The organism is Roseivirga sp. (assembly GCF_049099775.1).
Lineage (GTDB): Bacteria > Bacteroidota > Bacteroidia > Cytophagales > Cyclobacteriaceae > Roseivirga.
Window position 1 is genome coordinate 226,236 of record NZ_JAGDZM010000002.1, and the last position, 14,945, is coordinate 241,180.

At 38.0% G+C, this 14,945-nt stretch carries 13 protein-coding genes; 7 read left to right on the forward strand and 6 right to left on the reverse strand.

Annotated features, from left to right (window positions below):
• Positions 1 to 84 precede the first annotated feature (84 nt).
• Complete coding sequence (locus JXQ92_RS03305; RefSeq protein ID WP_421985156.1) at positions 85 to 585, reverse strand: response regulator; 501 nt, start codon at positions 583 to 585, stop codon at positions 85 to 87.
• 231 nt (positions 586 to 816) lie between these two features.
• Here JXQ92_RS03305 and JXQ92_RS03310 point away from each other — a divergent pair, with 231 nt between their 5' ends.
• Complete coding sequence (locus JXQ92_RS03310; protein ID WP_421985157.1) at positions 817 to 1,356, forward strand: RNA polymerase sigma factor; 540 nt, start codon at positions 817 to 819, stop codon at positions 1,354 to 1,356.
• A gap of 12 nt (positions 1,357 to 1,368) precedes the next feature.
• Positions 1,369 to 2,373, forward strand: a complete 1,005-nt coding sequence (locus tag JXQ92_RS03315) for a hypothetical protein (RefSeq protein WP_421985158.1) — start codon at positions 1,369 to 1,371, stop codon at positions 2,371 to 2,373.
• Positions 2,374 to 2,418: 45 nt separating this feature from the next.
• On the opposite strand, the gene JXQ92_RS03320 is transcribed toward JXQ92_RS03315, so the two are convergent.
• A complete protein-coding gene (locus JXQ92_RS03320) occupies positions 2,419 to 5,448 on the reverse strand; it encodes a CHAT domain-containing protein (protein WP_421985159.1) in 3,030 nt (1,009 codons plus the stop codon).
• A gap of 120 nt (positions 5,449 to 5,568) precedes the next feature.
• Here JXQ92_RS03320 and JXQ92_RS03325 point away from each other — a divergent pair, with 120 nt between their 5' ends.
• Both JXQ92_RS03325 and JXQ92_RS03330 read left to right on the forward strand, forming a co-directional pair.
• Positions 5,569 to 6,003 carry an SRPBCC family protein gene (locus tag JXQ92_RS03325; RefSeq protein WP_421985160.1) on the forward strand — a complete coding sequence of 145 codons (435 nt, stop codon included), beginning with the start codon at positions 5,569 to 5,571 and terminating at the stop codon, positions 6,001 to 6,003.
• Between the two features lie 74 nt (positions 6,004 to 6,077).
• Positions 6,078 to 7,316 carry an aspartyl protease family protein gene (locus tag JXQ92_RS03330; RefSeq protein WP_421985161.1) on the forward strand — a complete coding sequence of 413 codons (1,239 nt, stop codon included), beginning with the start codon at positions 6,078 to 6,080 and terminating at the stop codon, positions 7,314 to 7,316.
• Between the two features lie 53 nt (positions 7,317 to 7,369).
• On the opposite strand, the gene JXQ92_RS03335 is transcribed toward JXQ92_RS03330, so the two are convergent.
• Positions 7,370 to 9,889, reverse strand: coding sequence for a zinc-dependent metalloprotease (locus tag JXQ92_RS03335; protein ID WP_421985162.1), 2,520 nt, complete (start codon positions 9,887 to 9,889; stop codon positions 7,370 to 7,372).
• A gap of 114 nt (positions 9,890 to 10,003) precedes the next feature.
• Here JXQ92_RS03335 and JXQ92_RS03340 point away from each other — a divergent pair, with 114 nt between their 5' ends.
• Positions 10,004 to 11,116, forward strand: coding sequence for an NAD(P)/FAD-dependent oxidoreductase (locus tag JXQ92_RS03340; protein WP_421985163.1), 1,113 nt, complete (start codon positions 10,004 to 10,006; stop codon positions 11,114 to 11,116).
• Here the strand turns inward: JXQ92_RS03340 and JXQ92_RS03345 are convergent.
• Positions 11,113 to 12,018 (reverse strand): UbiA family prenyltransferase, encoded by a 906-nt coding sequence (locus JXQ92_RS03345; RefSeq protein WP_421985164.1) that lies wholly within the window; start codon positions 12,016 to 12,018, stop codon positions 11,113 to 11,115. The two genes, JXQ92_RS03340 and JXQ92_RS03345, sit on opposite strands and share 4 nt — an antisense overlap.
• 50 nt (positions 12,019 to 12,068) lie before the next feature.
• Between JXQ92_RS03345 and JXQ92_RS03350 the strand changes: the two genes are divergently transcribed.
• Positions 12,069 to 13,172, forward strand: a complete 1,104-nt coding sequence (locus JXQ92_RS03350) for a type III polyketide synthase (protein ID WP_421985165.1) — start codon at positions 12,069 to 12,071, stop codon at positions 13,170 to 13,172.
• Here the strand turns inward: JXQ92_RS03350 and JXQ92_RS03355 are convergent.
• On the reverse strand, positions 13,169 to 13,624 hold the full coding sequence (locus JXQ92_RS03355; RefSeq protein WP_421985166.1) for a hypothetical protein: 456 nt from the start codon (positions 13,622 to 13,624) through the stop codon (positions 13,169 to 13,171). The genes JXQ92_RS03350 and JXQ92_RS03355 overlap by 4 nt on opposite strands.
• Before the next feature lie 30 nt (positions 13,625 to 13,654).
• On the opposite strand from JXQ92_RS03355, the gene JXQ92_RS03360 reads away from it, so the two are divergent.
• The gene (locus JXQ92_RS03360; protein WP_421985167.1) at positions 13,655 to 14,350 is read left to right on the forward strand and encodes a methyltransferase domain-containing protein; all 696 of its coding nucleotides are present in this window, start codon (positions 13,655 to 13,657) and stop codon (positions 14,348 to 14,350) included.
• Here JXQ92_RS03360 and JXQ92_RS03365 read toward each other — a convergent pair.
• Complete coding sequence (locus tag JXQ92_RS03365) at positions 14,347 to 14,943, reverse strand: nitroreductase family protein (protein ID WP_421985168.1); 597 nt, start codon at positions 14,941 to 14,943, stop codon at positions 14,347 to 14,349. The two genes, JXQ92_RS03360 and JXQ92_RS03365, sit on opposite strands and share 4 nt — an antisense overlap.
• Positions 14,944 to 14,945: the final 2 nt, after the last annotated feature.

Genomic DNA, 14,945 nt, shown 5'->3' on the forward strand with positions numbered 1-14,945 from the left:
AACGTTTTGCCAAAAATACGCTTTGGCCTATTAATTAACAATGACTAGGAAGGGGAAGATGAATTTGATTTCGGAATTGGTGAATTAAGCCTGTTTTGAATCAGACTTAATGCTTAACACCGACATGATAGTTTCAAAAACTTGACCTTGAGTAAAAGGCTTTCCGATATAACCATCAAGATTGTGCTCTTCAATTTTGGCTTTCACCTCATCGTAGGCATAAGTAGTATAAGCAAGTATAGGAATACTGTTCTTTTGAAACTTCTCTGTTTCACGAACAAGGGCTGTGCCTTGGAAACCATCTATTCCTGGCATATGCAAATCCATTAGAATCAAGCTAGGCTGAGATGCATTATATTTTTGAATACCCTCTTTCGCTGATAAAGCCTTAATAGATTTAGCACCAAATTTTCTAAGGGTTTTCTCCGCAACAATAAGATTGATAGGGTTGTCGTCGATGATTAAAATCGAAATTCCTTCCAACACTTGATTGGCTACGGTTTCAACTTTAGATACCTCTTCGTTGAACTCTTCGTCCATCGGTTGGATCTTGTTATCTACCAAGAAATACGACTTTGCACCCATGACTTTATAGTCTTCTGTAAGTAATTAGTGATTGAAGGAACACAATGTCACCCTTCTTGACAAAATTTTTTCCTTCGTCGCAATTATTTTTTTTCTAATGTCCATATTCCATGATTTTTTTGCCTTTTAGGTAATACATTGGCAGATTTGACTGGAACGATGAATTTTTTTTAAAAAAAACTTACTCTTTTGGGTGACCTTTTATCTCCCTAATCACTAAAGATTGACAGAATGAGTGTGAACTCGCTGGTCTTGCGGCTCAGAAATGGTGATCGCAATGCGCTTGAAGATATTTATAAGCAGTATAGAGTAAGCTTTATTAAGTGGATTACTTATACGCACAAGTGCACAGAAGACGAAGCAGTAGATATTTACCAATACTCAATTTTGTCCTTCTACGAAAACGTCCTAGAAGAATCATTTGAAAAAATGAATGATGCAGGAATCAAAACCTACCTCTATTCTATCGGAAAGAATAAGCTTCTAGCAGACAGTCGAAAAAAATCTAAAGTTTCATATCAAGAAGAACTTGAAGAACAAAAAGAGATTTTCGATGAACTAGAAGAAGAAAATCACGAGAAAGAAATTAGAGTTGAGAAAATCAAAAAGTTAGTCTCAGAATTAGGGTTTCCCTGCAGCGAAATATTAAAGCTTTTTTACTTCAATAATCTAACGAACGAAGAGATTGCAGAAGTAATGAAGTACAAAAACGGAAACACGGTAAAAAATTTGAAGTACAAGTGTCTTCAAAGAATTAAGAATCAATTATAGCGTAAAATTTTCATGAGCAATTTCGATCTTATTGACAGATATTTTTCAAATGAACTTGACAAAAACGAGTTGAAAGAATTTAACGATCGTTTGGCTAATGACCCTGAGTTCAATCAAGAATTTCAAGAGATCAAAGAGATCAAATATGCAGTGAAAATTGAAGCACGAAAAGAATTAAAATCCCTATTTACTGACATAGAGGATTCCTTAACCGAAGAATTACCGACTAATAACCAGACTGCTATGAAAAGAGTGCTTACCGTGGCGGCTAGCTTGATACTACTGATATCAGCCAGCTACCTTTTAATTGGGAACGGACAACCGAACCCGCAAGATGTTTTTACAGAGTATTATACAACGTACAACGCGCTAAATGGACAAACAAGGGGCGAGGCGATGGATAACTCAAGTTTATCGGCCCAAGCTTACAATGCATACGAAACCGGCAACTTTGCTTTGGCCGTTGAAAAATTTGAGTCTTTACTCGAAGTTGAAAAAACAGCTGAAAGCTATTTCTATAACGGAATCGCCAATATAGAAATAGGCAATTATGATGCTGCTCTTAAAAATTTGAATACCACGTTGAATAATTTTTCTACATACAAGGATCAATCAAAGTGGTTTATCAGCTTAACTCTTTTGAATATTGAAAAAGAAGAAGAAGCTCTTTCAACACTTGTTTCTTTGGCCTCGAAAAAAGGTTTTTACAAGTCAAAAAGTAAACAGGCATTAGAATCTTTAGGTTTCGACCTTTCTGAGACTGCAGAAAATGGAGGTACCCAAACAGTAAATTTAGATCCTGATGATGTGGACGCACCTGATGGTTCTATGCTCGGCAAAAGACAAGTTCAATACGGAGTCGTCGTTGACTTCAAAACAAATTCACTTTATCGATTCCACAATGAAGAACCTATCGATGGCCTGAAAGAAGGCGATCTAGTAGAGTTTTGGATACTGAAAAGAGCAAAAGGGAAGAAAGGTAAAGGCTGGGCCTTTATCCTAGATAAAGTAATATAATACGAATTTTTATTACACACATATACACGCGAGAGGAAGGGCTATTTAGCCCTTTTTCTTTTTATTAAATTTAAGGTAAAGAGCTAAAAGAATGATAAACGCCACAAGCGCAACCCAGAGCTTATCACTCACCTCATTTTTACCATCGTATTTTAAATCTTCTCCTAATTGTAAAAACCCTGACCAATAATACGGATGAGATTGATATGGGTCTACTTCTGAAAGGTACTTGAGCTTAGCATTTCTTAATGACTCATTGATAGAATTACCTTCATTAATAAAGCCTTCATACATATCCACCATAAGCACAGAAGTCGCTTTATCGTTTACTTGCCAAAGGCTCATAACCACTGACGGGATTCCTACTAAAGCAAAGCCGCGTGCAATACTAAAAGTGCCTTCTCCTTTATTTATAACCCCTAGGCCGCTTTCACATGCACTTAAAACAGCAAGCCTTGCCTGCATACCTGCCAAGTATAAATCATTAGTATTTAAAGTGTTTTGCGATATCTCACCATTAAAGATTAAGCTTGACTCATATCTATTAGCACTATCTGCTTTTCCATGAATAGCTAAGTGAAGAATATCGTAATTAGAAGCTGATTTCAAGAACTCTTTTTTTGTCCCTTCATCTCCTAGAAGATATTTACCTTCGAATGAAGATTCTAAATAATTAATCTCCTTAACCGTACCTGAGAGATAACCATAACTACCATTTGAGTTTTGATTGGAGGTATATCCAACTCCTAAAATCTCATTCTCCGCTTTACGCTTCAAAAACTCTCCATGGTACAATTCAGAAGATAAGAGGTATTGAATACTATAAGACCTTAAAAGATATTCTAAGTCATTAAACCCATAACTTTCTTGTCCGCTATTTATTAAAAGAGACCCAAATGGAATTCGTGAAAGAAACTCATCAGGGACAACAATCAAATGGTTTATCCCTTTTTCCAATGCCTTTAAAGTAGGTTCAACCAATGATTTAAATATATAGTTAGAGTTCACTTTGAACGAATTGAACTGCTCCTCCATTTGATCAGCAGTTGGTGGTTTAGAAGTTATTCTAATTACGGATTCCAGCGACTCTTCTACCCGTCTATTAATTGGGACTTTTTGAAATGATATTGAGCTTTTGCCTTTACCGAAGACATAAATGAAATCTTCGCCATAAAAGTATTCTATCAACGCCTGGTCAGGAGAAATATCCACCTCATTATTATTCCGTAAAAACTCTTGAAACACTAAGTCATCTGGGGCTATTGAATTGGCAACTAACTCAATACTGTCTTTAAGCTCTTGGTTTTCAATGCGAGCCTCAAGAAGTTTATCATTGATAAGAAGTATAGAGTCACTTGTAACTGAATTATCTATTAGCTGATAAAATTCATTTTGTAAATCCTCTACTCTTGTTTTAGAACTAAAAAAGAGCTCTTTAATTTCTATTGGTAAAGCATCATTTTTTACCCATTCAAATTCAGACGATTGTTCTAAAAACAGAACGGCCTTGCTTTGTTTTGCAAACTTCCATCCTTGAGTAATATAACTTTCATCTTTAGTAATTTTGAAAAGCTCAAAACATACTGCAATCCCCGTTTCATACAATGACTTAAAATTCTGACTTAAGAATAGTTTACCTTCTGTAGCTAACAAGTCCTTGCGGTTCTGAATTAAGAGGCCATGTAAGCGTTCTACATACTCTTTTGTACTAGACAATGAATTGGTTGGGTTTGGGTTGGTTAGTGCCACCTCTTTCATACTTGCTGTCTTTCTTTCCACTGTTCTCAAATCTTGATATGAAAAAGCCATTTCGTCACTTTCCGGGAATGAAAACAGATCCCCTGTGTAATTGAATAGACCATTTCTTAAAGCAGAGTCATATGATAACAGCGCCTGATCAAACTCAGAAAGATTAAAATAAAAATCGCCTAAGAACTCATAATTATTCTGAAAGTCCGGACTCGGAAATGATACAATTTGTTTTCGAGTATTTAATGATTCTTCAAAGTTGTCTTTTGCCAATTCAGTCAGTCCTAAATTTTGATAACAAATACCTATGTTCATTAGTACCTGAGCATAGAAAGCCTTTTTATTACGTCTCTGAAAAGCCTCTCCTTTTTCAAAGGGAATATCCTCCGATTTTTTGAAATAAGGCAAGGCACTATCGTACTCACCCATAGCATTCAAGAGTAAACCCATTAGGTTATTCAAAGAATAGTATTCAGGCATTTCTGATCGAGGTGTGTTCTCGGCTATTGGCAAAGCCTTAAGACCAATTTCTAAGGCTTTCTGGTACTCTTTTTTTCTATAAAGGACTTGAGTCAAGGCGTACAAAGCTTCAACATAATATTGATTAGATACTTGAGCCCTGTTCTCGATAGCATATTTATAAGACTTAATGGCGTAGGCTAAAGCTTGCTCGAAATCACCTTTTTGAACATAGATAGTAGAATACCCTTCCAACAACTGAAGCATCCTATTGGGGTTAGTCCTTACCTTCTGCCTTAACTCTTCAAGCTCTACTAAATCAGTTAAATAACTCATTAAAGTATCTGAATCCGCCTCTGAATATTGATTCGAATAGTACCTGTATTCTATAATTCTATAATGGGTACTTGAATCATATGTTGTGGCTGCATTATAATAATTAAGCGCAGTATCGATATAAGACCTAGCATTATAAAAGTTCCTTTTATTGTGGTCCGTGGTACCCCTAGTATAATAAAGCCGAGCTACTAGAAAATGTCCCTTGGGCAAGTGCTCTAATGCTAAACCTATCGCTTCATCCAAGACAGCAATAACTTCATTGTCCATACTCAATCTTCTTAAGGTTAAAGCCTTTTTTTCCATGGTAAAAATTGCCTCTTCCCAATTGGTGGCTCTAAGTGCATTATCCAAAATTGATTGATAAGCATCAAGTGCTTCATTATAGCGCTGTTCTCTATAAAGTTGTTGAGCCGCTGATAATTCAGGGGTGCCAAATTCGTATTTAGTCTTGATTGTTCTTTCTTGTGCTTGAACATTTCTACCCGGAAGGGATATGAATAGAAATATAACGACCAGCAGCCTGGTCAAAGGTTTTAGCGTATGCACAGTTAATTGAAGAGGTGAATTCAAATGAATTTACGAACATTCGTTCAACATACAAACAAGACATTGTAGCCAACAATAAATTGAATTTGAAGTTATCACTCTATGCGAATTAGAGTAGCCACAGAAGTAGCAAAACCTGTATCAGCGGTAAAAGCAGGGTTCACTGAAGATTTATTCTTAAAGTTAAACCCACCATTTCCCAGGGTCAAACTCCTCCGGTTCGACGGAAGCCTTAAAGGTGATTTTGTAGCGCTAGAATTGAATTTTTTGATCGCCAAACAAAAGTGGATCAGTGAAATCACATTCGACAAAGAAACTGAACAAAGTTTTGAGTTTATTGATGAAGGCGTTATGCTTCCTTTTCCATTTTCTAGCTGGAAACATCACCATAAACTTGTCTCGAAAGGAAAAGGGTGTGAAATTATAGATGACATAGAATACCAAGCGGGCAATAAATTAATGACAGTTCTATTGTACCCACTTTTAGTTTTACAGTTCTTGTATCGTAAACCTGTATATCGAAGAATATTTCAGTAAAACTAAGGGGACTTATGGCTCGTTAGTGTTATATGTATGTGAGCGCTAGCTCTTTATCAACCAAATCATAGTCTATGAGGTATTTACTGGTACTGCCTGCGTTATTTCTCTCCTTACAAATATTTGCTCAAAACCCCCTTGGCTTCTCATTCGATGATGGGAAACAGTATGTAGAAATGAGCTTTAAAGATGAGAGTAACCTCATTGTTATACCAATTCTAGTCAATGGAGAAGGGCCATTCAATTTCATACTCGATACAGGTTCTGAATCGGGAATGATCTTCGATAGATTTGTAATTGCAGAAAACAACCTTGTGAATGCTCGAACTGTTCCTGTTTATGCCCAAGATGGTAATAAGATCACAGACCTTTTAGTAGCTAACAATATCGATATCCAAATGAAGGGGATAAATGCTGAGCAGCAGTCTATGTTAGTTTTAGAAGAGAACAGTATCAACATTGAGAATATACTTGGAGTACAAGCGCATGGTGTACTCGGTTCTGAACTGTTCAATCGCTTCGTCGTGGAAATCGATTATAAAAATGAAAAACTCAGACTTTACGAACCAGCTAAATTCAAAGCACCTAAGGGATACAAAAAACTAGATATTGTAGTCAAAGACTTCAGACCGTACATTCAAGCCAACATAAAACAAAAGGGCGAAAAGAAATTAGACTTAAACCTACTGATCGATACTGGTGCGAGCAGTGCGCTTTTTCTTGACGAACAAAGAAATGAAAAGATCAACCTACCGGATAAAACAGTAGAACATGCGCTTGGCAGTAGCTTATCTGGTATTATGGAAGGCAAGGTTGGCCGTATTAAAAGGTTGAAATTCGGTAAAAACTTTGTTTTTAAAAGAGTAGTAACTTCTTATCCCGACAACTGGCAGGTAAAGCGTGAAGTAGGTATGAAAGGCCGTGAGATTACACGTTCTGGAACAATAGGTTCCGATGTTCTTTCAAGGTTCAGTGTGATATTCGATTATCACAATTCGGTGGTGTATATGAAGAAGCTCCGCGAATACAGAGACCCTTTTAAATTTAATACTGCAGGGTTTACTTTTATTTCTGAAGGTGAAGAATCAAAACAATTCTATGTCTCTAGAATTATACCTAATTCTCCTGCCGATAACGCTGGCATTCTTCCAGAAGATGAAATCATATCTATAGAAGGAAGGCCTATTTTCTTTTATTCTTTCCCTGATATCAACGGGTTTTTAAGAGGAGAAGCAGGGTCGAAACTTTCCATTGTTATCAAACGGAAAGGGGAGCTCTACAAAAAAGATTTAGTCCTTAAGAAGCTGATATAAAAAAAGCCTTTATCGAAATCGATAAGGGCTTTTTTATGACTTGTACTGACCGCTTATTTAGGGTCAAGTATGTTATTAATTCTCTCTAAAGCATCTTGTAAGTGAAGCTTCGACATTCTGTCAGAAGTTCTCGGTATAGCCGCTCTAACTCTTGACTGAAGTGTCTTTAATTCAGCTCTCACTACCGGTCTGATGTCCGATTGACTTGCGTCAACACCAGGACCGAAGAATTGTCTGAACTGAGCAGGTACTGGAGGCATTTCGCCAGTCATCAGCAACTCTAGGCGCTCAATATGAGCTCTCTGTAAACTTCTTCTATAGTTATCAATGGTATTTCCTCTTCTAAGTTCTGACCAGATTGAATTTCTCACATCGGTGAAAAGCTCAGTCATCTTGTAAGCATCATTACCATTTAAAGCTTCATTTTCAATAAGCTTACCTAGCTTTCTCCACTCAAGCATTGAATTTAAGGCGCGCACCTGACGGCCACGCATAGATTCAACAGCACCAGACTCTTGAAGTCTACCAAGAATTTCCTTATCCAACATCCATTTAGGCGTGTTCCATAAGTTATCGGCAATAAACATTACTGCTTCCTTTTGCTTGGCTTTAGGAGCATGCGTATAAATTACACCCTCTTGATCAGCAGTCTTTGTTTCTTTCTTAACTCCACCTAAGTAGCTTCCTACATGGCCCATGTAGCGGTTGAACTGAGAACCAACTTCACCATACATTTCACGAAGCTCACTGTAATCAGAACCTGGTGTGTAAGTCCAATCGCGAAGGTTGGTCATAATACGCTTAAGGTTAGCTATACCATAGGCACTTGCTTTCATGGCATCATCTCCAAGGTCTTCCGTTTGAGCAGTATAATCTCCTTGGTTGAACCTATATAGTGGGTCTCCATTTTTGTCTTCGATCCACTTTCTTAAAGTAGGAACTTCATCTTCTGGAGAATCAGCATCCAAAATTGGTCTGTAACCCCATTCGATAGCATACTTATCGTAAATACCAACGTTTGGCATTAAGGCAACGCCTTTGTCTTCTGGCTGCGCGATATAGTTAAATCGAGCATAGTCCATGATTGACGGTGCCGTACCCATTCTTTTAGTGAATTCCGCAGATCGTAATGAATCTACTGGGTAAGCATTACTTGAAGCAAAGTTATGTGGTAAACCTAATGTGTGGCCTACTTCATGAGATGATACGAAACGAATTAATCGAGACATTACGTCATCATCAAATTCTGGTCTTTGAGCATCAGGGTTAATTGCTGCGGTTTGAACAAAAAACCATCTTCTGAGTAGTGTCATTACATTGTGATACCAGTTAATATCACTTTCTAAAATTTCTCCAGAACGTGGATCACTTACGTGAGGTCCGTTTGCGTTAGGAATCGGAGAGGCTAAGTATCTTACTGTAGAATATCTTACATCTTCAGGGCTCCAATCTGGATCTTCTTCTTTGCTTGGTGCTTCTTTTGCAATAATTGCATCTTTGAAACCTGCAGCTTCAAAAGCAACTTGCCAATCTTCTATACCATCTTTAATCGCTTGTACCCATTTTTTAGGTGTCGCTCTGTCAATGTAGTATACAATTTGTTTCTTAGGTACAACGAGCTCTCCTCTACGGAATTTCGCCAAATCCTCGTCCTTTACTTCAAGTCTCCACCTGTCTAGGTATCTGATTGTTTTGGATTGTTGTACATCCATACCATAATCCGTAGTTCCTCTTGCAAACCATCCAACGCGTTCGTCGAAAAGTCTTCTTTGCATAGGCTCTTCTGGAAGAAGAACCATAGAGTTACTCATTTCCACTGTGATAGAGCCATCAGCCCTACTAGAAGGTGAGTTAGAAGCAAAATAAGTTTTTACGTGTCTTAACTCAATGTTTTCAGGGTAACTGCTAGCTCTTACAACATAAGACCTAGAGTTGTCCAGCCTAGTTACTCTATACTGAGTTCTGTTTCTTTGTGGTAAACCTAAAGGCTTAACGTCACTTGTTAAAAGTGAAGAAACATCAATAACAACTCCTGAAGAATCCTTTGATAGTGCTTTAATATCATAGGCTGCAAGAATCGGCTGTAAATTTGAATTGTTTACCGCTTCGCTAATCGGAAGATCATCATCGGCAGTAACTGTAGTTGAGATTACTCTAAGCAAGATTTTATCTTGAACTCTTTCCCACCTTAACATTTGAGTGTTGGTTTTACCTCCGCCAAAACCTATGCCTGAGGCCGTTTTAGCGATACGAGTAACCATTAACATTTCTCTACCGAGCATGTCATTTGGAATCTCGAAGAAATACTTCTTGTCTAGTGTATGAACATTGAATAACCCTTCATCCGTTTTAGCCTCTTTTGTAATTACCTTATCAAAAGGCTGAATAGCTCCTTTTTTAGGTGCTGGCTTTTTCTTGGCAGTTTGAGCAGCCTTTGCCGCTTCTGCTGCTTTAGCGGCAGCCTCTTTTTTCTTTCTTCTACTCTGCGCATCTGCTGGGTTTACAGCAAAAAGCATGAAAGCAGAAAATAAACAGACAAAGAATGCTGTTGATCTTAAATTTCTAATTTTCATTTGCTTAGATTTTTGGAAAATATGTGTTGTTATCGACTTATAAACTTAATTCAATTTTTATTGACCATTTTACCTTTTATTTAAATGGTCAGAGTAGCCTTATAAACGTCTGAATTGGAACAAATTACAATCATTGGTGGTGGCTTAGCGGGCTTAGTTAGTTCTATTTTGTTAAGTAGAAAAGGGTTTAACGTTACGCTTTATGAAAAAAGGGATTATCCCTATCATAAAGTGTGCGGTGAGTATATTTCCAACGAAGTAAAGCCTTTCCTAGAAGCACATGGTCTTTTTCCTGACAGATTTGAGCCTTCTCAATTGAAAAGCTTCCAATTCACCTCTCTAAAGGGCAAAAGTTTCGAGCTACCGCTAGATCTAGGCGGGTTTGGAATAAGCCGGTATAACCTCGACCTCTTTTTATATCAAAAAGCTCTTGAATCTGGTGTTAACGTACACACCAAGACCAGTGTGAGCAATATTAACTTTGATGGGGATAGATTTCATCTAAGCACAAATACATCCTCTTTCGAAAGCCAATTAGTAATTGGTGCTTATGGAAAAACGGGGGGGCTAGACAAAAAACTCAACCGAGGGTTTACACATAAAAATGCTCCTTTCATTGGGGTGAAATACCACATTAAAACTGACTTTCCGAAAGACAAAATCGCACTACATAATTTTGAAAGTGGCTACTGCGGCATAAGCGCTATAGAAGAAAATAAATTCAATTTATGCTACTTAGGCAGTAGAGAAATGCTTCGTAAATACGGATCAATTGAAGCTATGGAAGCCAATGTTGTTAGGAAAAACCCTTACCTGAAGGATATTTATGATAACTCTGAATTTCTTTTTGAACGCCCTGAAGTGATCAATGCTTTTTCATTCGCCCCTAAAAAAAGTGTAGAACAACATGTTCTTATGAGTGGAGATACGGCAGGGCTTATTACCCCACTTTGTGGCAACGGAATGGCTATGGCCATACACTCTGCAAAGATTCTATCTGATTGTATTGATAGAAATTTTAAAGGCAATAGGCTTCAAAGAGATAAGCTAGAAAGAGAATATTCAAGTGAGTGGAAAACTACTTTTAGCAAGCGTCTCAGAGTTGGCAGAAATACTCAAAAATTATTCGGTTCTGCCATCACATCTGAGATAGCTGTGTGGTTAATGAAAAATTCAAAAGCATTTGCTTATCGCATTATGAAAAATACGCACGGAGATCCTTTCTAATAGACACCGACAACAGAAAGTACATGCGATGAATCTAGGAACAGATAAAGGAAAAAACCACCAAGACATGTAGCCGAGATCCAATTCAGTCGCATAGTATTGGTATAGTTGGCAAGCGATGCCTCTTTTAAAACTTTCATAAACCACCACGAAAAGTAAAGTACTACCGGAGCCATAGCTCCAAGGAATATGAACCCATATTTGACATCGAAGTATTCTCGGAAATAGAAGAAGTAGCCAAGGCTAGCTAAAGCAAAGAATACCCCTGTAAAGATAAAAGTGCCTTTGGTTCCTAACTTGATGGATAATGTTATATCTCCTCTTTTAGCATCTTCTTCGTGTTGGTAAATCTGTGTCATTGGGTAAGAACCCCAAAGTATGGCAGAAGCTAAAAGTCCTGGGATTATAACATGTGGCTTAAATATTTGATTGAAGCTAAAGTCATCTAGACCAATAAATACAATCCAAACAACCCAAGCTCCTTGAAAAAAGCCCGCAATGAGCCAACTAATAATCGCATACTTTTTGAGCCTTACCATTGGGTGACTATAGGCTCTCGACGCAAGGATGTAAACGATCAGCATAAAGAAAAGCGTATAATTTCCCGGAAAGAAAACCAGGCTAAGACTCAAACCTAGTATATCGAAGAGTTGTGATAAATAGAATAAGTTTTTATCGACAGGGGGAGGGTTCTTTAATCCACCTATACTCTTTTCATCTTTATCGAAGTAGCTATTAAAAGCATTACTCGCCGGATAAATAAACAAGTGAAGAATAATCAACATCCACAACAATCCACCTTCACTTAAGTTCGGGCTAATCGACAAGGCGAATAGATAAATTGGAAGTAAAAAATAAGAGAAATGGACCCTAAGATGTAGCCAATTAGACGTTTTGAACATTATACCTGCTTTCGGCAAACAATTTAGTTTAAAAACCACTAATATAGGATGTGAGTTCTTCCATAATTGCCATCGGCACCGCTGTTCCAACACATGAAATTCCTCAACCAGACGTTTGTGATTTTATGGCAAAGGCTCATGGTTTGTCTGGCAAAGACCTTACCCGTTTAAAGGCTCTTTATAGGGCTACTGGCATTGAAAAGAGGTATTCAGCCATTGGTGACTATGCCATAAAAGACCCTAAAAAGAGGACTTTTTATAGTGAAGACGATCAACTTAACCCTTTTCCTACCACCAAAGAGCGGTCAGACTTCTACAGAAAAGAGGCGATCAAGCTTTCATTGGAAAGTGCTTCAAATTGCCTTGACGAAACTAATGTAGAGGTTAAAGAAGTTACTCACCTAATAACCATTAGTTGCACAGGAATGTATGCGCCTGGTTTAGATATCGACTTGGTGAACCAGCTTGGCCTTGCAAAAGATGTTCAGCGAACCTGTATCAATTTTATGGGCTGCTACGCTGCCTTTGTCGGTATAAAATCGGCCATGGCCTTTTGTGCTGCCAACGAATCGGCTAAAGTGCTCGTAGTAGCGACCGAACTTTGTACACTCCATTTTCAGAATGAACCTGACGAAGAAACTTTAATTGCAAACGCCATTTTCGGTGATGGATCGGCTGCCTTATTGATAGGAAATTCTGGTGAAAACGTGAAAGGAAGCCGCTTAAAACCTGTTGCTTTTCACAGTGAGTTATTTACTGAAGGCGCAGGTGAAATGGCTTGGGAGATCGGCAACTTTGGCTATGAAATGAAGTTGAGTGCATATGTACCGAACTTAATCGAAAAGGGGATTAAAGAATTAGTAGGTAAGCTGAAAGTAAAGGCGTCTGTAGGAAGCATTGAACAATATGCATTTCACCCGGGTGGCAAAAGAATCCTTGAGGTTATTGAACAAGAGCTCAATTTAACTAAAGAGAAAGGGTGGGCTGGTAGAAACGTTTTGAAAAATTATGGCAACATGTCTTCACCTACGGTGCTTTTTGTGCTTAAAACACTCTTGAATAGCTTAAACGCTGAAAATAAGGGAGAGAAAATCCTCTCTCTTGCCTTTGGACCTGGTTTAACTGTAGAATCAATGTTACTAGAAGTAGTTTAGTCCTTTTTAAAGGCCTCATTAAATAGTAAAAACTTACCGACGTTAGGGTTTCCATTGAGCATTTGCTGCTTCTTTTTGAAAAAATCCGAATTTGCTTTCAGTGATATGCCGCGCCGATTAGGGTATAAATAATTATCGAATAATCTATTGCCTTTAGCATCAACAAAAAGCTCTCTTTTATAGTCTGAGCCCTTTTTCAAGAAGATAAAACTACCCATTACAACCGCTCTATCGGGATAACTATATTTTAATTCAGATTTCATGATCTCCTCCTCAGTAGGTAAAAAGATATCTTTGTTCAAAGGATAATAGGCCATTGGGTTTTTGTACTCACGCATAACTTTTAGAATAAACTCTTCCGCCTTCTCGTTGGGTGACTTTGTCTGTCCTTGACTCAAACAACTTACAAACATGGCTACTGTCGCTATCGATATAAACCTATATAACCTCATATGACTTAATTTAATCATTAAGTTTAGAATATGTTTAAGCAGAGGGCATACGAAGATGAATTAATGGACGACCTTGACTCGGGTGGAGAGGTAATTGACCAAACGCTTCGAGAACTTGAGACAATTAACAGGTGGCTTGGCGGAAACTACGTTACCATTAATGGCATTTTGCAACTTTTGAAAAGACATGACCCAAAGGAGACTTTGATTATAGCCGATCTCGGTTGCGGCGGTGGTGACATTTTAAAACTCGTCGCAAATTGGGCTCGAAAAAGCAAGATTAATGTCGAGTTGCATGGTTACGATGCCAACCCAAACATTATAAAGTATGCTCAAGAAAACTGTTCCGAATATGCCGAAATCCATTTTCATGTAGAGGATATTTTTGGTGAATCATTTCAAGAGAATAAATATGATATCGTGCTTTGCACGCTATTTACCCATCATTTTAAGGATGACCAACTCATAAAAATCTTTCATCAGTTTAAGGTGCAAGCCAAAAAGGGCGTGGTTATCAATGATCTGCATAGGCATTGGTTAGCTTATTATTCAATTAAGTTGCTTACACAAGTATTTTCTAAATCACCTATGGTGAAGTACGACGCACCGCTTTCGGTTAGGCGATCGTTTAGAAGAAATGACATAAAGAACATCATGGAAAAGGCTGAGATTAGCCAGTTTTCACTAAAATGGATGTGGGCTTTTAGGTGGCAGCTGATCTTTTAGCCCTTTACCCAAGAGACCTTATCTGTAATTGGCTTTCTTCGACCAACCGGTTTCTTTTCATTATTCACATTGCCAATGTATAGGAAGCCCAACAATTTATCGGCAGGTTTTAGGCCGAAAAAGGGTTTAGCCTCTTCATAATAAGTCACTCCTCCTGAACCCCAGTAGCAGCCAATGTCGTGAGCACTTGCCGTTAAATACATGTTTTGTACCGCCATAGCCACTGAAGCGATTTCTTCAACCTCTGGAACAGATTCTTTCACATCTCTTACCATTCCAATCGCGATTATATGAGAAGCCAGCAGTGGTTTTGTAGCTAGTTTCTGGAATTTTCCCTCATCGAAAGTACCATTGGCCAAAGCGACTTGCCTATAAAGCTCTGACTGAAATTTGGCGAGCGTTTTAAGGCCTACCCCTGAAAACACTACAAAACGCCAAGGCTCTGTTAGCCTATGTGTTGGTGCCCAATTAGCATTTTCTAACAAGTCCTCAATGATATGGTCCGCGACTGGCTCTCCCGTAAACTGTGCCGGGTAGCGCGATCTTCTATTTCTTATTAAATCAGAAACTTGTTCTGGGCTTGGTGATGTCATTG